Annotated in this window: 16 protein-coding genes and 1 tRNA gene; 15 read left to right on the top strand and 2 right to left on the bottom strand. The window is 58.9% G+C overall.

What is annotated here, in order from left to right; translation table 11 throughout:
• Positions 1 to 9: 9 nt before the first annotated feature.
• From WC509_03160 to WC509_03185, 6 genes are all read left to right on the top strand, one after another.
• A complete protein-coding gene (locus WC509_03160; protein MFA5006452.1) occupies positions 10 to 576 on the top strand; it encodes a hypothetical protein in 567 nt (188 codons plus the stop codon).
• A complete protein-coding gene (locus tag WC509_03165) occupies positions 573 to 1,094 on the top strand; it encodes a hypothetical protein (GenBank protein MFA5006453.1) in 522 nt (173 codons plus the stop codon). Before WC509_03160 ends, WC509_03165 begins: the two co-directional genes overlap by 4 nt.
• A gap of 12 nt (positions 1,095 to 1,106) precedes the next feature.
• Positions 1,107 to 1,997, top strand: a complete 891-nt coding sequence (locus tag WC509_03170) for a radical SAM protein (protein ID MFA5006454.1) — start codon at positions 1,107 to 1,109, stop codon at positions 1,995 to 1,997.
• 21 nt (positions 1,998 to 2,018) lie between these two features.
• Positions 2,019 to 2,756 (top strand): DUF2188 domain-containing protein, encoded by a 738-nt coding sequence (locus WC509_03175; GenBank protein ID MFA5006455.1) that lies wholly within the window; start codon positions 2,019 to 2,021, stop codon positions 2,754 to 2,756.
• Positions 2,757 to 2,897: 141 nt separating this feature from the next.
• Entirely contained in the window at positions 2,898 to 3,428 is a 531-nt protein-coding gene (locus WC509_03180; GenBank protein MFA5006456.1) for an RNA polymerase sigma factor, read from the top strand.
• Between the two features lie 4 nt (positions 3,429 to 3,432).
• The gene (locus WC509_03185) at positions 3,433 to 4,341 is read left to right on the top strand and encodes a hypothetical protein (GenBank protein ID MFA5006457.1); all 909 of its coding nucleotides are present in this window, start codon (positions 3,433 to 3,435) and stop codon (positions 4,339 to 4,341) included.
• A gap of 42 nt (positions 4,342 to 4,383) precedes the next feature.
• On the opposite strand, the gene WC509_03190 is transcribed toward WC509_03185, so the two are convergent.
• Positions 4,384 to 5,193: a hypothetical protein gene (locus WC509_03190; protein ID MFA5006458.1), complete on the bottom strand. Its 810-nt coding sequence runs from the start codon at positions 5,191 to 5,193 to the stop codon at positions 4,384 to 4,386.
• 168 nt (positions 5,194 to 5,361) lie between these two features.
• Here WC509_03190 and WC509_03195 point away from each other — a divergent pair, with 168 nt between their 5' ends.
• From WC509_03195 to WC509_03205, 3 genes are all read left to right on the top strand, one after another.
• Positions 5,362 to 6,993 (top strand): hypothetical protein, encoded by a 1,632-nt coding sequence (locus WC509_03195; GenBank protein MFA5006459.1) that lies wholly within the window; start codon positions 5,362 to 5,364, stop codon positions 6,991 to 6,993.
• A 90-nt stretch (positions 6,994 to 7,083) separates the two neighbouring features.
• Complete coding sequence (locus tag WC509_03200) at positions 7,084 to 8,523, top strand: glycogen synthase (protein MFA5006460.1); 1,440 nt, start codon at positions 7,084 to 7,086, stop codon at positions 8,521 to 8,523.
• Entirely contained in the window at positions 8,523 to 9,758 is a 1,236-nt protein-coding gene (locus WC509_03205; GenBank protein ID MFA5006461.1) for a glucose-1-phosphate adenylyltransferase family protein, read from the top strand. The genes WC509_03200 and WC509_03205 overlap by 1 nt, the downstream gene beginning before the upstream one ends.
• A 70-nt stretch (positions 9,759 to 9,828) precedes the next feature.
• On the opposite strand, the gene WC509_03210 is transcribed toward WC509_03205, so the two are convergent.
• Positions 9,829 to 9,902 (bottom strand) — tRNA-Thr (locus tag WC509_03210).
• Between the two features lie 165 nt (positions 9,903 to 10,067).
• Between WC509_03210 and WC509_03215 the strand changes: the two genes are divergently transcribed.
• The 6 genes from WC509_03215 to WC509_03240 all read left to right on the top strand — a co-directional run bounded on the left by WC509_03215 (position 10,068) and on the right by WC509_03240 (position 18,800).
• Entirely contained in the window at positions 10,068 to 10,778 is a 711-nt protein-coding gene (locus WC509_03215; GenBank protein ID MFA5006462.1) for an ABC transporter ATP-binding protein, read from the top strand.
• On the top strand, positions 10,775 to 12,391 hold the full coding sequence (locus WC509_03220) for a hypothetical protein (GenBank protein MFA5006463.1): 1,617 nt from the start codon (positions 10,775 to 10,777) through the stop codon (positions 12,389 to 12,391). The genes WC509_03215 and WC509_03220 overlap by 4 nt, the downstream gene beginning before the upstream one ends.
• Before the next feature lie 103 nt (positions 12,392 to 12,494).
• Positions 12,495 to 15,122 (top strand): pyruvate, phosphate dikinase, encoded by a 2,628-nt coding sequence (gene ppdK / locus WC509_03225; protein MFA5006464.1) that lies wholly within the window; start codon positions 12,495 to 12,497, stop codon positions 15,120 to 15,122.
• Between the two features lie 158 nt (positions 15,123 to 15,280).
• Positions 15,281 to 16,081 carry a hypothetical protein gene (locus WC509_03230; GenBank protein ID MFA5006465.1) on the top strand — a complete coding sequence of 267 codons (801 nt, stop codon included), beginning with the start codon at positions 15,281 to 15,283 and terminating at the stop codon, positions 16,079 to 16,081.
• Positions 16,082 to 16,092: 11 nt separating this feature from the next.
• Complete coding sequence (locus tag WC509_03235) at positions 16,093 to 16,653, top strand: hypothetical protein (protein ID MFA5006466.1); 561 nt, start codon at positions 16,093 to 16,095, stop codon at positions 16,651 to 16,653.
• Positions 16,654 to 17,096: 443 nt separating this feature from the next.
• Positions 17,097 to 18,800, top strand: coding sequence for an IS1634 family transposase (locus tag WC509_03240; GenBank protein ID MFA5006467.1), 1,704 nt, complete (start codon positions 17,097 to 17,099; stop codon positions 18,798 to 18,800).
• Positions 18,801 to 19,674: the final 874 nt, after the last annotated feature.

The raw sequence follows: 19,674 nt of genomic DNA on the forward strand, positions 1-19,674 counted from the left end.
GGGGATCCCGTGAAACCGATCCGCGTCATCCACATCTTCGGAGCTTCGGGCTCCGGCGCGACGACGCTCGCGCGCGCCGTCGCCACCCGCTACGGCTACCGTTTCGTCGACGTCGACGATGCGATGTGGGAACCGACCGACCCGCCCTTCACCGTCCGTCGTCCCGATGCCGAGATCCGTTCCCGGATCGAGCGCGAACTCAAGCTCGCCGAGCGCTCGGTCCTCTCCGGCGCGATCGTCGGATGGGGCGACGCCTTCATCCCCGCGATCGACCTGGCGGTGTACATGCATCTGCCGGTCGACATCCGCATCGACCGCATCAACGCCCGCGAACGGTCCCGTTTCGGTGCCCGCGTCGAACCGGGCGGCGATCTGTACCAACAGCACCTCGACTTCATCGAATGGGCGCGCTCCTACGACTCCGACGACCCGACGCGCCGCAGCCGCGCGCAGCACGAACGGTGGCTCACCCGGCTTTCCTGTCCGGTGATCCGCATCGAACGCCCCCAGCCGCTCGAGGACCTCGTCGCTCTCGTCGGCGCACAGCTCGGCCCGTCTCCGGAGGTATTCCGATGAACGACCTGTATCTGAAGGGCATCGTCTCGATCGCCGCCCTGTACGCGGCGGCGAACCCATGGTTCCGCCATCACAACGTCGCGCGCCCCGGCGATCTGGGCGCCGCGCTCCTGATCTTCGTCTATACCCTCTTCGCGATCGGCACCGACCCCGGGGCCGTCTTCTGGTTCGTCGTCGCCGGCGCCGTCGCCGCCGCGCTCGCGGTTCGGCTCGTCGCCCTGTCGACGCACAAAACCGCCCTCGTCGTCTTCGGATGCGGCCGCCGCAACCGCGACCGGATCCAGGCGCTCGTAAAGGAGATCGGCGGCCAGTTCGGGATCGTCCCGTCGGCAATCCGGTTCGACCTCCGCCTTCCCTGGCTGATCCGCTTCGAAGGGGTCGCGCCGAAACTCATCCGCCGTTTCGAGAAGGAGTTCGACAAAGGCCTCCGTCCGGCGCTCGGGCTCGAGTTCCGACGCCTGTATCCCGCATCGCTTTTGGTGCTCGCGTTCCTCGCCTTCGTCTGGCGATACCTGTAAAGGAGGAGTCCCATGAACCCGTCCGTCCCCCCTGTCGCCCATCCGACGATGATTCCGGCCAAGGATCCCGGCCGGCGTTTCGGTGTCGCCTTCGACGTCGAACCGTGGCGGGGATGTCCGTTCGGCTGCCTGTACTGCGACTCCATCGACGCGATCGGCGTCGACGAGGCGCTCTCCGACGTGTCGTCGCGCGCCGACCTGGTCGCGACGTTTTCTTCCGAAATCGGCCACAGGGAACCGGGGACGATCGTCGGCCTCGGCCGCCTGTTCGAGCCGTATCCGCCGCTTGAGGAGAAGGAACGCGTCACCCGCCGGATCCTGGAAGCGATCCGCGACGCCGGCGCCGGGGTCGTGATCGTCACGAAGAGCCCGCTCGTCACCGATGACGCCGACATCCTGAAGGAGATCGCGAAACGCGCCCCGGCGGTCGTCGTCCTGTCGATCACGACCATGAACGAGGACGTCGCGCGAAAGCTCGAGGCGGGATGCCCGACAACCGCGGAACGGTTTCGCGCACTCTCCCGTCTCGCGCAGGAAGGCATCCTCACGGGCGTCCTCATGCAGCCGATCGTCCCGTTCGTGAACGACACCGAGGAAAACGTCGTCCAGATCGTCCGCAAGGCGAAGGACGCCGGCTGCAAGTTCGCCTATCCGACGTTCGGAATGAATCTCGCGGGTCGCGGCCGCGACCGCTTCCTCGATCTCATCGACCGCGAATTCCCCCGGCTCCGCAACGTCTACATGGACCATTTCGGTGAACGCCGGTCGTGCCAGTCGAAGGCCGCGCCGGCGCTGAAGAAGGCGTTCGTCTTCGAATGCCGCAAGCTTCGGCTCAAATACGGCATGAACGACATCGTCCGGCTCATCCGGCCGGCATCGAACGTGCAGCTCAAACTATTCTAGAACCCGTATCAGGAGGCACCCATGCAGGACATCATGCGTTTTCTCGAAGAATGGTGGATCTATTTCGCCATCGTCGGCGGCGCGATCGCGTTTCTCGTGATCGTCTCCGCCATCATCGGCCGTACCGGCCGGAAGACCGTCCGATCGGTCAGAAAGGCCGCTGCCGCGATTTCCGACGCGGATTCCGAGAAGCCCGCGGAGGCGACCCCGCCCGCGGATTCCGAAGCGGACGCCGCCACCGCGGCCGTCACCGACGCCCCGACCGACCCCCAGCCGATCCCGGCTTCGGAAGCGGAGGTTCGCGAAGCGGCACCGCTTGAACCGACACCGGCGGACGCAGTCGAACCGACCGCGACCGAACGACCTCTTGCGTCAGCCGCGTCGATCGATCCGGAGCCGACCCCGGTCACGATAGAACCCGCGCAGACGCCCGTCCCGGAGCCGACTGTTCCGGACGCCGAACCCGCGTCCGTATCCGAAGCGGCATCCCCCGCGGATCCCGTCGCGGAACCCGAAGGGAAGACCCCGGTCGTCGTCAAGCCGAAGGCACCGAAGCCGGTCCTCGGCGCCTACCGCGTCGTTTATCGCCCGGAGGACGACAAGTGGCTCGTCCGTCGCGACGGATCCGATCGGATCCAGCGCACGCTCGAAACGCAGACCGAGGCGGTGCACTGGGCGACGATCAAGGCGCTGACGCAGGACGTGGAACTGATCGTCCACAAGAAGGACGGATCGATCCGGAAAACGCCGGGCAAATGAGGAAGGGCCGAAAGGCCTTTTTTCGTTTCTCCGCAACAAAAGCGCCCCGTAGGTTGTTTATATGAGTGAAGGCCTGTGTCCTCGCTATGGCAAAACCCCGGTTCCGATGTTACAATAGAGGAAGGAAAGGGGGGACCCGCCATGGCGGAGTACATCGAACGGCTCGTCCGACGCCTCAAGGACGGCGACCGCGCGGTCTTCGACGAGATCTACGAACGGACCCGCAAGACGGTCTACTACAGCGTCCTCCCGATTCTGCGCGACCGCTCCCTGGCCGACGACATCGTCCAGGACTGCTACATGAAGATGCTCGACAGCATCGGCAACTACACCGAGAAGAACTTCCTCGCCTATCTCGTCACGATCGCCCGCAACCTCGCCCTGAACGAATACCGCCGTCGCCGCCGCACGGTCTACACCGACGCCGACATCGACGATCTGGCGCCCTTCTCCTACGAGAGTCCCCTCGAGATTCGGGCCGGCAACGAAGCGATCATCAGAAAGGCCCTCTCCGCTCTCGACGAGGACGAGAAGGCGGTGTTCCTGCTCCACAACGTATCCGACCTGCCCCACCGCGAGATCGCGCTGGTCCTCGGCAAGCCGATCGGCACCGTGACCTGGCTCTACAGCCGCGCCGTCCGCAAGGTCCGCGCCGCCGTCAAGGAGGATTGAGACCATGAGATTCGGAAAATTCAATCGCATCCTGCGCGCCTCGACCTCGCTGCCGGTCACCCGCGACGAGGCGTTCGTCGCCCGCGTCGTCGGAACGCCGGCGGAAGCCGGTCCTTTCCGGAAAAGCGTCTCCGCCCGGCGGTTCGCGCGCGCCATCGCCGCCGCCGCGTCGGCGTTCGCCGCGCTAGTCTTCGGATTCTACTCGCTCACGCCCGTCGCCGCGCTCACGGTCGACGCGAATCCCTCGATGGCGATCGCGATCAACCGCTTCGACCGCGTGGTCGGGTTGCACGCCCTCAACGAGGACGCCGAAGCCGTCGTGGACGAGGTGGCCTGGTTCGGCCGCACTCCCGAAGCCGTGGTCGCCGACCTCGGCGATGCGCTCGTCGCCGGCGGCTGGATGGACGAAGACGGCACCCTCCTCCTCGCCCTGTCCGGCATCGACGCCGCCGAAGGAGCCCGTTACGAAGCCGCGATCGCATCCGCCCTCCCGGACGTCCGCTCGCTCTTCATGAGTTCCTACGCCACGGCGCAGGCGTCCGTCTCGTTTCTGGCCACCCCCGAATTCCAGGAATCGGTGGACGAAGCGATCGACGACCGTTCCTCGTTCTGGGACGACGTCTTCGCCGCTGCGGGAGACGCCATGATCACCGGTGTCGTGACCACGACCGCCCCGGCATCGACCGAAACTTCGAACGTCGAACCGGTCGAAGACGTCGAACCGCTGGTGCTCACGCTCGACGACGACGACCTCGTCGCGCTCGCATCGAGCTTCGGCGTCACGGTCGCAAAGCTCCGGCTCGCGCTCGCGGTGTTCGCCGGCGATCCCGCCTACCGCACCTCCGCCGACCTGGAGTCGCTCTCGCATTTATCCGTCGACGAGCTCGTCGCCCGCTACGACGCGCTCCCCTGAACGAAACCAAAAAAAAGGAATTCCATGACGGAATTCCTTTTTTCACGGTTGGACGGGGAGTCGCGCACGATGCCGTTCCCACCGGTTCTGGACGGCGTACATCCCGACGAAGCCGAGGGCGATGATGGCGAGGACGACGGGGATGTGCGCACCGTCGGGGATCGCGTTCAGGATCGGCACGGGACCGCCGTAGAACGGATTGTGCATGATGTACATGTTGTTGGCCGCGGGATCGACGAAGAGGTTGCCGTACATCGCCCAGGCCATCGCCAGGGCGGTGCCGACGGCAAGGCGGATCCAGCGTTTCGGGTCGAAGCGGAACTCCCCCTCGCGGATCAGGTAGCACGGGAGGAAGAAGAGGAAGAAGTGCACGAGGAGCGTGCGGACCATCGGGAAGGTGAGCAGGAGCGGATCGCCGTAGAGCACTCCGGAAGGATAGAGGATGACGGCGAGGCCGCCGAGGATCGAGGAGCCGTAGACGAAGTCCTTGGCCTTCTTCCAGTCGAACCAGGTGACGAGCGGAAGCAGGATGTTGTTGATGCCGCAGATCTGAAACGAGATCAGGGTGCGCCAGTCGAGAAGGGCGTGGGTGTTCGCGCTCACCGGTTCGGGGAAGGCGTAGTACTCGTAGACGAAGATGACCTCCCCGGCGTACTTGAGGACGAGCATGAGCGCCGTCATCGCGAGGACGGCGGCTCTTCGAAACTTCGGCCCGCGGCCGGAAAGGACCTTCATCAGCACGACGAAGAGAACGGCGCAGAAGCCGATGTAGAGGAAATGGGGAAGCTTGAAGAGGTACAGGTCGGGATCGAGGTCCATCCCCTCGCTCGAAAAGAATCCGTCCAGAAACACGCTATCCCTCCGGGAATCATTCTTAGCCATGATTATACACCATCGCGCACCGATTGTCTTCGACGGGTTGCGAACGGGCGCGCGAAATCTCGATGTCAGCGCTTGCATTCTTCGCGAAATGCTGTAAAATAGAATGTACATCTCGCAAAACGCCCGGAGGTATGAAGCATGTTCACGATCATGACGGGAGGAGTCGCCCACCCCTTCGACTCCCCGGTGAGACTCGAGGATCTCGCCCGGAAAACGACCCGGCGGCCGGTCTACGCCGCGAAGGTCGGCAATCGCCTGCGCGAACTCGCCTACGTCGTCGACCACGACGCCGACGTCGAGTTCCTCGGCTACGACAACATCGATTCCAACCGCATCTACGCGACCAGCATGCGCTATCTCATCTGCCTCGCCTTCTTCAAGGTCGATCCCCGGCTGCAGATCAAGTTCTCCAACTCGATCGCGATGGGCGTCTACGGCCGCGCCGTGAACGGCGAACTTTCGCCCGCGCTGATCGCGAAGGTGGTCTCCGAGATGAAGCGACTGATCGCCCTCGACCTGCCGATCGTCCGGAGCCAGCGGTCGATCTCCTCGATGCGGCGCCACTACCAGGCGCTCGGCTACGTCGACAAGGTCGAGACCCTCAAGTACCGCAAGGAGGTCGTCAACGTCTACGAGTGCGACGGCTACCTCAACTACATGTACGGATACATGGTGCCCTCGACCGGCTACCTGCAGGAGTTCGAACTGTTCTACTACAGCCCGGGTTTCCTGGCGCGGGTTCCGCGGATCGAAGCGAACGGCCAGATCCCCGAGTTCGCCGATTCGCCGCAGTTCCTCCGCGTCCTCAACAAGGCCGAGCAGTGGGCGATCCGCTGCGACGCCGACATGATCTACAAGATGAACCAGAAGATCGAGGCGGGGAAGACCGTCGAATACGTGAACATGTGCGAGACGAAGCACAACAACCAGCTCTGCGAGCTCGGTCAGCTGATCGCCCGCGACATCGAGAGCATCCGGCTGATCGCGATCGCCGGACCCTCGTCGTCGGGCAAGACGACGTTCGCCCGACGCCTCGAGATCGAGTTGCTCACGCACGGCATCAAGCCGCTGCCGATCTCGATCGACAACTACTACCTGCCGCCCGAACAGGCGCCGATCGATGAATTCGGGGAACCCGACTTCGAGCACGTCGACGCGCTCGACCTGAAGCTCTTCAACCAGAACGTCGCCGACCTCGTCGCCGGTCAGCCGGTCCGGCTGCCCGTCTTCGACTTCAAGACGCACGAACGGATCCTCCTGCCGCCGGTCACGGTCAAGCCGCACGAACCGATCATCATCGAGGGCATCCACGCGCTCAACGACCTTCTGACGCGCTTTATCCCCTCCGACCAGAAGTTCAAGATCTACATCTCGCCGTTCGCCCAGATCAACATCGACAACAACAATCCGATCAACCTCACCGACCTCCGCCTGCTCCGCCGGATCGTCCGCGACCTGCAGTTCCGCAACACCTCGCCGGAAAAGACGCTGTCGATGTGGCCGTCGGTCCGCCGCGGCGAATACAAGTGGATCTACCCGTTCATCGAGAGCGCCAACTACATCTACAACTCGGAACTGACCTACGAACTGGCCGTCCTGAAGCGTTACGCGATGGCGGCCCTCCTCCGGATTCCGAACGATTCCGAGCACTTCGTCGCCGCCAACCGCCTGATCAAGTTCCTCAAGTACTTCAAGGGCATCGACGACTATGTCGTGCCATGCAACTCGCTGCTTCGGGAGTTCATCGGCAAAAGCGTCTTCGCTCATTGATATTTCGCAGAAAAAGAATCCGCGCCGCGCTTTTTTCGAAGCGCGGCGCGTGATATAATAGGGGCAATCCACGTGACGGGAGTGATGCAAGTGAAGGTCCTGTTCATCGCCGCCGAATGTACGCCGTTCGTCAAGATCGGCGGACTGGCGGATGTCGTCGGTTCGCTGCCGCAGGCGCTCAAGAAACTCCGCGACTGCGACGTCCGCGTCATCCTGCCGAAATACAAGACGATCCCCGAACAATACCGGAAGAAGATGGAGTCGCTTGCGACGTTCTCGGTCCGCCTCGGCACGAAGAAGAGCGTCTACGTCGGCCTCCAGACCCTCCGGCTCGGCGCCGTCCGCTACTATTTCATCGACAACGAGTTCTCGTTCTTCCGCGACAAGGTCTACGACTACGGCGACGAGTCGGAACGCTTCGCCTTCTTCCAGAAAGCGGCCCTCGAAGCGGTCCGGTACATGGACTTCGTCCCCGACGTCGTCCATGTCCACGACTGGCACGCGGCGATGGTGCCGCTGCTCCTCCGGACGACCTACGCCGCCGCCTTCCCGAACGTTCGGACCGTCCTCACGATCCACAACCTCGCCTACCAGGGGATTTTCCCGCTCCAGGACTACACCCTCTTCAACCTCGAGTACGACAACCGCTTCGAGTTCGAGGGCTACCTCAACTTCCTGAAGTGCGGGATCGTCGCGGCCGACCGCGTGACGACGGTCTCGCCGACCTACGCGAAGGAGATCCTCACCGACTACTACGGCTACGGGATGCAGAAACTGCTTACCTGGCGCCAGGACACGCTCCTCGGCATCATGAACGGAATCGCGACCGCCGACTTCGACCCGTCGACCGATCCGGCCCTTTCCGTCCATTTCGGGCCGGACGACTTCCCCGCCGGCAAGCAAGCCTGCAAGAAGGACCTCTACGCCCGTCTCGACGCCGGCTTCGACGTCGACGCACCGCTCGTCGGGATCGTCTCGCGGCTCGTTTCGCAGAAGGGGTTCGACCTCATCGAGCGCGTCCTCGAGGAGATGCTTGCGACCGACGACTTCCGCCTCGTCGTCCTCGGCGACGGCGAGAAGAAGTACAACGAGTTCTTCCGCCGCGTCGCCGCCGATCATCCCGACAAGGTGCGCGTCACGATCGGCTACGACGACGCCCTCGCGCGCCGCATCTACGCCGCCGCCGACCTGTTTCTGATGCCGTCGAAGTTCGAGCCCTGCGGTCTCGGACAGCTGATCGCGATGCGCTACGGGACCCTGCCGCTGGTGCGCGAGACCGGCGGGCTCGTGGACTCGGTCAGACCCTACAACGAATACGAGGGGACGGGAACGGGCTTCTCGTTCACCCACTACAACGCCCACGACATGATGCATGTCCTGCGCTACGCCTTCCGCGTGCGCCGCGAACAACGCGGCGCCTGGAACGCGATGGTGAGACGCGCGATGGCGGCCGACTTCAGCTGGGAGGCATCCGCCCGCGCCTACAAGCAACTTTACAGGGAACTGATGAAGGACAAAGGAGCGAAATGATGGAAACATTGGCATTGATCCTCGCCGGCGGACGCGGTTCCCGGCTCGACATCCTCTCGGAAGACCGCGTGAAGCCGTCGGTCCCGTTTGCAGGCAAGTTCCGCATCATCGACTTCACGCTCTCCAACTGTTCGAACTCCGGCATCTACAACATCGCCATCCTGACCCAGTACCTGCCGCTGTCGCTGAACGACCACATCGGTTCCGGCAAGCCCTGGGACCTCGACCGCCGCGATTCGAAGGTGACGCTTTTGCAGCCGCATAGCGACTGGTACGCCGGCACCGCCGACGCTGTCCGGAAGAATCTCCAGTATGTCGAGAAGAGCGGCTCCAAGTACGTCCTGATTCTCTCCGGAGACCACATCTACAAGATGGACTACCGCAAGCTGATCCGCCAGCACGAGGAAACCGGGGCCGACCTGACGATCGCCGCCAAGGTCGTCGACATCCGCGAGGCGTCGCGCTTCGGGATCCTCGAGGCCGACGCGAAGAACGAGATCGTCGCCTTCGTCGAGAAGCCGAAGCAGCCGAAGTCCGACCTCGCCTCGATGGGCATCTACGTCTTCAACACCGACGTGCTCGTGAAGAAGATCAAGGAGAGCACCATCCCCGACCTCGACTTCGGCGCCCACATCATCCCGTCGATGATCGGCCGGGACAAGGTCTTCGCCTTCAAGTACTACGACTACTGGAAGGACGTCGGAACCTACGACTCCTACCTGCAGGCGAACCTCGAACTGATTGAGACCGTCGACAAGATCCCGCTCGACATGTACGATCCGAACTGGAAGATCTACACCAAGTCGGAGGACCTGCCGGCCGTGAAGGTCGGGTCGAAGGCCGTCATCCGCCAGGCGCTCCTCTCCAACGGCGCGATCGTCGCCGGCACGGTCGAGCGCAGCGTCCTGTCGCCGGGCGTGATCGTCCATCCGCTCGCCAAGGTGACGAACTCGGTCCTCCTCAACAACGTCGAGGTAAAGCCCGGCGCGATCGTCGAGAACTGCATCGTCGACAAGAAGACGGTCATCGGCGAGAACGCGATGGTCGGGTTCGGTACCGACCTGACGCCGAACCGGGACAACCCGGCGCTGCTTTCCTCCGGCATCACCGTCCTCGGGAAGCGCCTGCATGTCCCGAAGAACATGGTGATCGGGCGCAACTGCCGCATCTTCGCCTCCGCCGACCTGACGAAGCAGGAGGACGGCATCGTCCCCTCCGGATCCACCTTGAAATGACAACCGCCTCCGGGCGGTTTTTTCATGAAAAAACGGACCCGGCGCGAATGCCGGGTCCGTGATATCCAAATGGTGCTCCTACCTAGAATCGAACTAGAATCTCAGCCTTACCATGGCTGCGTTTTGCCATTAAACTATAGGAGCGTTTGCCTTTTCTATTATATCGAACGTTCCGTCAAAATGCAACAGTTTTCCACCGCGAAAGAACTTTTCCCCCGAACGGGGCGGCGCGAAGGCGAAACGGGGGATGCCCAAACGGCGGGAACGTGGTACAATGGGGACGATAACGCACATCGGAGGAAGAAAACCATGTTGAAGATCAGCCATTTCTCGAAAAGCTACGACGGCAAGAAGAAAGCCTGCGACGACGTGTCGCTCACGATCGAGGCGGGTGAAATCTACGGTTTCATCGGCCACAACGGCGCCGGCAAGACGACGCTCCTCAAGTCGATCGCCGGCATCCTCGATTTCGAGGACGGCGAGATCGAAGTCGACGGCCACTCGATCAAAAAGGACCCGCTTGCGGCCAAGCGCGTGCTGGCGTACATCCCCGACAATCCGGACGTCTACGAGCCGCTCACCGGCATGCAGTACCTGAACTTCGTATCCGACATCTTCGGCATCCCCGCCGCCGACCGCAAGCCGCGGATCGAGCGGTATGCCGCGATGTTCGAGATTCTCGGCGTCCTGAACGACCCGATCGCGACCTATTCGCACGGGATGAAGCAGAAACTCGTGATCATCTCCGCACTCGTCCACGAACCGAAGGTGTTCATCCTCGACGAACCGTTCGTCGGTCTCGACCCGAAGGCCGCCTTCCAGCTCAAGGAGATCTTCCGCGACCTCTGCGCGAAGGGTGCCCTGATCTTCTTCTCGACCCACATCCTCGAAGTCGCGGAGAAGCTGTGCACGAAGATCGCGATCATCCGCCGCGGTCAGATCGTCGCTTCCGGCCCGACGCAGGAGATCACGAAGGACGGTTCGCTCGAGGAAGTCTTCCTGGAGCTGATCGAAAAATGAGCGTGTACGGCACCCTGACGAAGACGCTCTTTCGGATCAACTTCAGTCCGCGCCGGATCCTCGGCACGAGCTATTCCGATTCGAAGGGAAAGCGGATCCTGATCGCCGTCGCGATCCTGTACGTCGTCGTCGCGTACTGGGGCGGCTTCGGTTACCTGTTCTACGACCTTGCGCGGACGCTTTCGGGCATTCCGGGGATGATCGAGAGCCTTTTGTTCTACGTCTACATCTACGCAATCGGCACGACGGTGATGATCGTCTTCTTCCGCGCCGACGCGATGCTGTTCCGCTTCGCCGACTTCTCGATCCTCGGACCGCTGCCGATCAAGGCGCGGACGCTCGTGGCGGCGAAGACGACCGTGATCATGGCGAACGTCTACGTGACGGCCCTGCTCGCGACGGCGCCGATCGCCTTCGGCTATTTCGCGTTCGCCGCGCCGGGGATCGCGGGCATCCTCCTCTTCCTCCCGTCCTTCCTCGCGGCGCCGCTCCTCCCCGCGGTTGCGGCCGCGCTGCTCGCGCTCGGGATCCACGCCGTCACCGACCGGCTGCCCAAGAGCCGCACCCTGAACACGATCCTGATGTTCGCATTCTTCCTCGGCATCATGATGTCGTCGTTCTCCTTCACCGGTGCGGGCGAGGAGAATCCGCTGCTCGCGCAGAGCGCGGTGATCGCCGCGATGGGGGCCAGGTTCTGGCCGATGGGATGGTTCGCGGCCGCCGTCCACGAAGGCAGCCTCGCCGGCTTCGCGCTGCTGTTCGCGACCGGGGCGGTCCCCTTCGCGGGCTTCGTCGTCCTGCTCTCCCGATCGATCCTGAAAACCAACGCCCGTTCCCGGAACGACCTCGGGACGCGGCGCCGGAAAGCCCTCGAGTATCGTTCCGGTTCTGCCTTCAAGGCGATGCTCGCGAAGGAATGGCGGACGTTCGTCGGCATCCAGATGTACGTCTTCAACGCCGGCTTCGGTCCCGTCATCCTCGTCGTCGCCTCCGTCGCCTCGCTGTTCTTCGCCGACAAGGTGATGGCGTTTCTGACCGACATGACCGAAGGCGCGGTGATCCCGACCAACTTCATGATCTTCGGGTTCATCGCATTCGCGGTCGGGATGGTGTACACCTCGGCCGTGTCGCTCTCGATCGAGGGGAAGCGGCTCTGGATCGTCAAGAGCCTGCCGGTCTCGCCGTCGACTGTCATCGACGCGAAACTCTGGTTCAACGTCCTCCTCGGGTCGATCCCCGGCGTCTTCGCGCTCGTCCTGTTCGCGATCTCCTTCGCGATTCCGCCGCTCGATGCGGCAGCGATGGCCGCGGGCGTCCTCGCGTTCTCGTTCCTCACCTCCGCGATCGGGTCGATCGTCAACCTGCGGTTCCCGAAATTCCAGTTCCACCACGAGGTCGAGGTCGTCAAGCAGAGCCTCGGCGCACTGATCGGCGTCTTCGGCGGCTTCGGCGTCGCGATCGCCGCTGGCTTCGCGATCTACGGTCTCGGCAGGGTGATGCCGTGGCAGGCCGCCGTCGTCGTCGTCGCCCTGCTCGCGGCCGGCATCGGCTATGCGCTCCGACTGCGGGCGCTCCGCCTGGCGGAAAACCTTTTCATTCGCTACAACGCGTGAGCGCGTGATGAAACCTTTTCAAAATGCGCCGAATGATTTGTGTTTGCATCGAGAAAATGATATAATTCACCATGGAAAAAATCGATTAAAGAAAGGATAGACAATGACAAAATACGTTTATTTGTTCCAGGAAGGCCAGGCATCGATGCGCAACCTTCTCGGCGGCAAGGGCGCGAACCTCGCCGAAATGACGAACCTCGGCATGCCCGTGCCGTACGGCTTCACCGTCACGACCGAAGCCTGCACGCGGTACTACCAGGATGGCCGCGCGATCGTTCCGGAGATCGAGCAGGAAATCAACGACAACCTCCACAAGATCGAGAAGATGGCGGGCAAGACCTTCGGCGACAACGCCAACCCGTTCCTCGTCTCCGTCCGTTCGGGCGCCCGCGCCTCGATGCCCGGCATGATGGACACCATCCTCAACCTCGGTCTGAACGACGTCGCCGTCGAAGGCCTCGCCAAGCAGACCGGCAACCCGCGGTTCGCCTACGACTCCTACCGCCGCTTCATCCAGATGTTCTCCGACGTCGTCATGGAGGTCGAGAAGCATCACTTCGACGCGATCCTCGAAGCGAAGAAACACGAGATGAACGTCAAGCAGGACACCGAGCTCACCGCCGAGGACCTCAAGGCGATCGTCAAGGCCTATAAGGCGAAGTACCTCGCGATCAAGGGCGAACCCTTCCCGCAGGATCCGAAGGTCCAGCTGATCGAGGCCGTCAAGGCCGTGTTCCGCTCGTGGGACAACCCGCGCGCCAATACCTACCGCCGCCTCAACAACATCCCGTACGAGTGGGGCACCGCCGTCAACGTCCAGTCGATGGTCTTCGGCAACATGGGCGACGACTCCGGCACCGGCGTCGCCTTCAGCCGCAACCCGGCGAACGGCGAGAACGTCCTCTACGGCGAATACCTCTTCAACGCCCAGGGCGAAGACGTGGTCGCGGGCATCCGCACCCCGAAGCCGATCTCCGAGCTGAAGAAGGACAATCCGCGCCTCTACGACGAGTTCTTCGCGATCGCGAAGAAACTCGAGAACCACTACAAGGACATGCAGGACATGGAGTTCACGATCGAGCGGGGCAAGCTCTTCATGCTCCAGACGAGAAACGGCAAGCGCACCGCGCAGGCCGCCCTCAAGATCGCGATCGACCTCGTCAAGGAAGGGATGCTCGACGAGAAGCAGGCCCTCCTCAAGGTCGAACCGAGCCAGCTCGACAGCCTCCTGCACCCGCAGTTCGACCCCGCCGCCCTCAAGAAGGCGCAGGTCATCGCCACTGGTCTGAACGCCTCCCCGGGCGCCGCGACCGGCCGCATCGCCTTCACCGCCGAGCGCGCCGCCGAGCTCAAGAAGCTCGACAACCGGCCGCTGATCCTGGTCCGCCAGGAAACCTCCCCCGAGGACATCGAGGGCATGGTCATCTCCAAGGGCGTCCTCACGTCCCGCGGCGGCATGACCTCGCACGCGGCCGTCGTCGCCCGCGGCATGGGCACCTGCTGCGTCGCCGGCGCCGGCGAAGTCAAGGTCAACGTCGAGGAACGGTACTTCGAGGTCGGCGGAAAACGCTACGTCGAAGGGGACTGGATCTCGCTCGACGGTTCCACCGGCAAGATCTACGGCGAGAAGATCGCCACCATCGACGCCACCGTCTCGGGCGACTTCGCCACGCTGATGGCCTGGGCCGACAAGTACAGAGCACTCAAGGTCCGCACCAACGCCGACAATCCGCGCGACGCCCGCGTCGCCTACCGGTTCGGCGCCGAAGGCATCGGCCTCTGCCGCACCGAACACATGTTCTTCGAACCGGACCGCATCCCCGCCGTCCGCGAGATGATCATCTCGAGCACCGTCGAGGAGCGCGAACGCGCCCTTGCCAAGCTTCTGCCGATGCAGAAGAAGGACTTCATCGGGCTCTACGAGGAGATGCACGGCTTCCCCGTCACGATCCGTTACCTCGATCCGCCGCTCCATGAGTTCCTCCCGACCGAGAAGGAAGACATCGAAGAGCTCGCCAAGACCATGGGCATCACCTACGAGCAGCTCAACAACACCGTCAAGGGCCTCCACGAGACCAACCCGATGATGGGTCACCGCGGCCTCCGTCTCGCCGTCTCCTACCCGGAGATCGCCGTGATGCAGACCCGTGCCGTCATCGAGGCCGCGATCGACGTCAACGCCCGCGGCGGCAAGGTCGTCCCTGAGATCATGATCCCGATCACCTGCGACACCAAGGAACTCAAGTACGTCAAGGACATCGTCGTCAAGACCGCCGACGAGATCATCGCCAAGGCCGGCGTCGACCTGCACTACTATGTCGGCACGATGATCGAGATCCCGCGCGCCGCGCTCCTCGCCGACGAGATCGCCAAGGAAGCCGAGTTCTTCAGCTTCGGTACCAACGACCTCACCCAGATGACCTACGGATTCAGCCGCGACGACGCCGGCAAGTTCCTCGGCGACTACTACGCGAAGAAGATCTTCGAGTCCGACCCGTTCGCCCACATCGACACCAAGGGCGTCGGGAAACTCATGAAGATGGCCGCCGAACTCGGCCGGTCGGTCCGTCCCGAACTCAAGCTCGGCATCTGCGGCGAACACGGCGGCGACCCGATCTCGGTCGAATTCTGCCACAGCATCGGCCTCACCTATGTGTCCTGCTCGCCGTTCCGCGTTCCGCTCGCACGGCTCGCGGCCGCCCACGCGAACATCAAGAACCCGCGCAACTGATCACCATTGCTTTCACAAGGCCGATCGCCCGATCGGCCTTTTTTGTCACTATCGTACGATCATAATTCATATTGGCAAAAATACTAGAAACCATATTGACATTCTTTTTTTGCGTATCTATACTATATTAAAAAACGAATATTAGGAGGTGTCGTGTTGTGAAGAAGGGGATCATAATCGCTTTACTCAATCTGATTCTGTTCTGTTGTGTGGGAATTATCAACGCAGATTCGACAGCAATTGGCATGGGGTTCGCCGTGGATGAAGAGCAATATGGCATAAAGGAATGTTACGCATTTCAAGGAGCGTATACGTATGTCGTAAAAAATGGCGTTAATTACCCAATTGGCTACTCAAAAATTAAGTCTGCAGCATATCAAGACCTTACCGATGACGATTGGGCCCTTGTCATACTTCAAAGCACAGCCGAACCTCTTGATACTGATATTCCGACCGGAATCTTCAATATCATGCGCCCATATAACTCGTCTACAGTTTATCAAGATATATATTCAAATATCGATGGATCTTCAAAAACTTTCTATCCAGGTGCATACATTATTTCGACGAACTACTTGATGGAACAACCCTCTCCTCGCGATGAACCTGACACCGTAGAATACACCGCATCGATTGAAGTGGGTGAAGAAGTTAAGGCATCAGGCTCTGTAGTGTTTGAGGATAATGAACTTTATCTTGAGTTTTATCACTCGTCCTCAAGCAATATTTTCCATGCGAAATTTGTATATAGCCCTAATTTCTTTGACGTAAGTTACATGAATGCATTAACCTATAATAAGGGCACATTCCTCGTTGACATGTCAACCCCGAATTCTTCTAATTGCGGTGTTTTTGTTAACACCACCTCCTTAAATACCAGGTTTATGGCCAACTATGGAGGTATTTATGGGACCACATATATTATCACAACATTGAACACAGTCACTGTCTATTATTAAGTGAACAACGTATGAAAGACAATAAAAGCAGATATTATTTATTCCTAATCCCGCTTATTGCCCTCATTGTCTTTGTCATTTCGTTAATTGATTTTCGCCCTGTTCCCGAAGGAGTCCCGAATGATTATTATGATCGAATAGACTTGGTCGAAAAGTATGACGTAAATCTGTTCGTATATAGCGACGTAATTGACTTTAATGATGATATTTTGTTTAAACGGATCAGTAGCATGTCGGATTTAGATATACTCAATTTTTCGTTGATGAATGTCCTCGTAATAGATATGAATAAATATGTACTATCTGAATTCGCGTCGGAAGAGGAAATACGTCAACTATATGAAGTAAGGGGCGTAACCCTGATGATTGTAAACTATGCTAGTTCAAACAGCGAGCAATTGGAGGATTTTATTAATCCCGCAGATGTTGATTCAGACTTAATCATTTTTGGATACGCTGTGGATCACGTTCAAGATATTGGTTCGATTATTGGTACATTCCCATCGAACCAAATGCTTATGTATGCAATTCTCCACCAAATTTCAAACACGTTAAAAGAACAAAGAGGTTAACATATCGAATTTTGCATCCGCTAGCATACGAGTTGAACCGCGAAATTGTATGCAATAAAAAAACAAACCGTCGCATATGTGTCTGTTTAGGACCACAATTAGAAGTGAATAGATCGATAAAAGTACTAGATCCAATATTCAAAGTCGCGTTTAGTTATATCAGTAAATATACATATATCAATAGGGGCTATAAAGAAATGGATCTGAAATGATCCGAATCGATACAGCTCCTTTCTCCTGAATTTTGCAGTTTTGGGAAGTGAAATACGATAGACAAGCCAAGTTTACTATAAAAGATCGTGTCGGTTTCGTCTCCAGAGCTGGGGCAGAAGCCGACTTTTCATTAGCGGAAGTATAATACAGATCAGACGCAAAAGAGAGTGCCGAATTGTGTTGTATTAAGTTGTATTATGCTATATATAATGTACTTGGCGGTGGTAACGATGTTCATCAAGTTGGTCAAAGTCCCGAAGCAAGAAGAGCATCTGGTGTACCTAGTGGAAGGATACCGTGATCGAAATGGGCTTGTGAAGCATCGAACGCTGCACGCCTATGGGCGATTGAGCGAACTTCTGGCAGGCGATCCGGATGGGGTTGAGAGATTGCGATCATGGGCGCGGGCAGAGACGGCGAAAGGTGAGCAAGGCAAACATGAAATGGTGTTTTTCCATCTGGGCGAAGAGCACGACGGGACGCAGCAGCTTGTGAACATCGGGTATGTGTTTCTGGCGGCGATCTATCAGGCGTTGAAGATTCCGGAGTTCATCGCGGGATACCTGTCGAAGACGCAGATCGCCTATCCGCTCGACGACATCCTTCAACTGCTGGTCTACTCGAGGTGCCTGAATCCGGGCTCGAAGAAGAGAACGTACGAAGGAAAGGGGAATTATTTCTTCGAACTGCCGGACTTCACGCTGGATGACGTCTACCACAGCCTGTCGCATCTGGCGGCGATGAAAGAAAAACTGACGCTCCATCTGCATCGGCGGATCACCGAGATGCGGGGAAGAGACTGTTCCTTGGTCTTCTACGACGTGACGAACTACTATTTCACGACGGAGCGGGGAGAAGGGCTGAGGCAAACGGGCGTATCAAAGGAAAACCAGGAGACGGACATCGTGCAGCTGGGACTCTTCATCGACAACGACGGGATACCGATCACGTACGAGCTGTTTCGGGAAAACACGAACGACATGGCGACCATGAGACCGATTCTTCAAAAAAGCAAGAAGGAATATGGCCTTGGAAAGATCACGATCGTCGCGGACAAGGGAAACAATACCGGCGAGAACCTCGCGTACATCGACGGGGAGGACGATCATTACATCATCAGTCAGAAGATCCGCGGGGCCGGGAAGGATCTCATCTCGGTCGTGCTGGACGAAGACGGCTATGTCTGGAACCAAGACGGAACGTTCAAGTCGAAATCGATCGAGAGAGAGCGTGTAGTGAAGCGTAGTGATTTGTCGACCCGAACGATCACGGAACACCTCTTGTGTTTCTGGTCTCGAAACGAACAGGACTATCAAAGAGCGAAATGCGGATTTCTCGACGAGAAGATCGCGGAATTCATCGAGAACCCGAGCCTTCTCAACGCCAGCAACGCTTTCGGCATCAAAAAGTATTTCAAAAAGGTTCTCGTAGACCAAGAAACCGGCGAGATTCTCAAAGCGAAGGAACAATATGTTTTCAACCAGGCGAAGTATGAACGCGATCTCGCGCTCGATGGCTATTACTGCATCGTGACGAACGATCTGACGCTTGCGCCGCTTGAGATCATTCAACATTATCATCAATTATCGAAAATCGAAGAATCGTTCAAGGTGACGAAGAGCGATCTGGAAGGAATGCCGGTGTATGTCTGGACGCGCGATCGCATCGAAGGTCATTTTCTTACGTGCTACCTCGCTCTGGTTCTTTACCGTCTTCTTCAAATAAAACTCGACAACCGGTATCCGATCCATCAATTGAAAGAAGCGCTCAACAGTGCAGAAGCGGTCCTTCTCGACAGAAGCATCTACTTGATTCCCGATCCGCTTCTGATCGTCAACGAACTGGCGGAAAAGCATCAAGCGAAACTCAATTACAAGAGAATGAAACTGGAATATCTTCGGTCTCAACTCAATCGTATCAAAAGAAATTCTTAATACAACAATACAACAACCGATATGATGGCTACAATTAGCCATTATGTCGGTTTTTTTTCTTATTTTACTGCATAAGTCGGGACCGATCACGAAGAAAGGCAATAAAACGCTCCGCACGCTTCTCTACCTGGCGGTGACATCGAACATCCGGAACGGGAAAGCGAACCCGATCCTGGATTTCTACAACAAAAAACGGCAGCAAGCCTGTCCCATGGCCTATCGCGCCGCCGTCATTGCATGTGCGAACAAGCTACTCAGAACGCTGTTCTCGATGCACAGGAGTGGGAAACGATTCGTGTCGTCATCCCAATTGCAACATACTGTGTTTCCACCGGTTGGTCTACCGTTTTTTAAGAATACAAACAAAGCGACAAAGAAAGATTTCAAAAAACGCTTGACTTCCTTTATCTAGTTTTCATTGTTGGACCGAATCCGCCGACCCCCTTGACAGCGCTTCGTCCCATCATTTATAATGATGGCGTACCCGGGCAGGTGGAAATCACTCAACTGCGAAGCACTAAAGTTTGTTCGGGGAGCCAAGGTTCTGCCGGTGTTGAAAGCCCATTCGGTTGGGAATCCTGAAGGCAGCGCAAGAGGCGCCCACTTGAAGGGTGGATGTTTGTCTGCTCGAGTGATTTCCACCCGCCCGGGTGCTTTTCGTATACTAAAGTCAGAAGTGATTGACAAAAACTTCTGGCTTTATTGTTTTTTTGGGATGAGTGGATATCATGGGGCTGAAGGGATGTTTTAAACCTTGAGGCTCGACCTCGCAAAAATCTCTGCGCACATCAAGCGCCTTCGGAGATTCATCCCTTCCAAACAGACCACCTAGCCGGGAGCAGACAAAGCTTCCGGCTTTTACGTCTCCGGTCGG

The sequence above is a fragment of the Candidatus Izemoplasmatales bacterium genome (assembly GCA_041649275.1).
Lineage (GTDB): Bacteria > Bacillota_I > Bacilli_A > Izemoplasmatales > Hujiaoplasmataceae > UBA12489.

Excerpts from the sequence above, each read along its gene's own strand:
- ppdK (MFA5006464.1), top strand. The coding sequence starts at position 12,495 with ATGACAAAATACGTTTATTTGTTCCAGGAAGGCCAGGCATCGATGCGC.
- WC509_03165 (MFA5006453.1), top strand. The coding sequence starts at position 573 with ATGAACGACCTGTATCTGAAGGGCATCGTCTCGATCGCCGCCCTGTAC.
- WC509_03185 (MFA5006457.1), top strand. The coding sequence starts at position 3,433 with ATGAGATTCGGAAAATTCAATCGCATCCTGCGCGCCTCGACCTCGCTG.
- WC509_03195 (MFA5006459.1), top strand. The coding sequence starts at position 5,362 with ATGTTCACGATCATGACGGGAGGAGTCGCCCACCCCTTCGACTCCCCG.
- WC509_03175 (MFA5006455.1), top strand. The coding sequence starts at position 2,019 with ATGCAGGACATCATGCGTTTTCTCGAAGAATGGTGGATCTATTTCGCC.
- WC509_03215 (MFA5006462.1), top strand. The coding sequence starts at position 10,068 with ATGTTGAAGATCAGCCATTTCTCGAAAAGCTACGACGGCAAGAAGAAA.
- WC509_03180 (MFA5006456.1), top strand. The coding sequence starts at position 2,898 with ATGGCGGAGTACATCGAACGGCTCGTCCGACGCCTCAAGGACGGCGAC.
- WC509_03205 (MFA5006461.1), top strand. The coding sequence starts at position 8,523 with ATGGAAACATTGGCATTGATCCTCGCCGGCGGACGCGGTTCCCGGCTC.
- WC509_03170 (MFA5006454.1), top strand. The coding sequence starts at position 1,107 with ATGAACCCGTCCGTCCCCCCTGTCGCCCATCCGACGATGATTCCGGCC.
- WC509_03240 (MFA5006467.1), top strand. The coding sequence starts at position 17,097 with ATGTTCATCAAGTTGGTCAAAGTCCCGAAGCAAGAAGAGCATCTGGTG.
- WC509_03235 (MFA5006466.1), top strand. The coding sequence starts at position 16,093 with ATGAAAGACAATAAAAGCAGATATTATTTATTCCTAATCCCGCTTATT.
- WC509_03220 (MFA5006463.1), top strand. The coding sequence starts at position 10,775 with ATGAGCGTGTACGGCACCCTGACGAAGACGCTCTTTCGGATCAACTTC.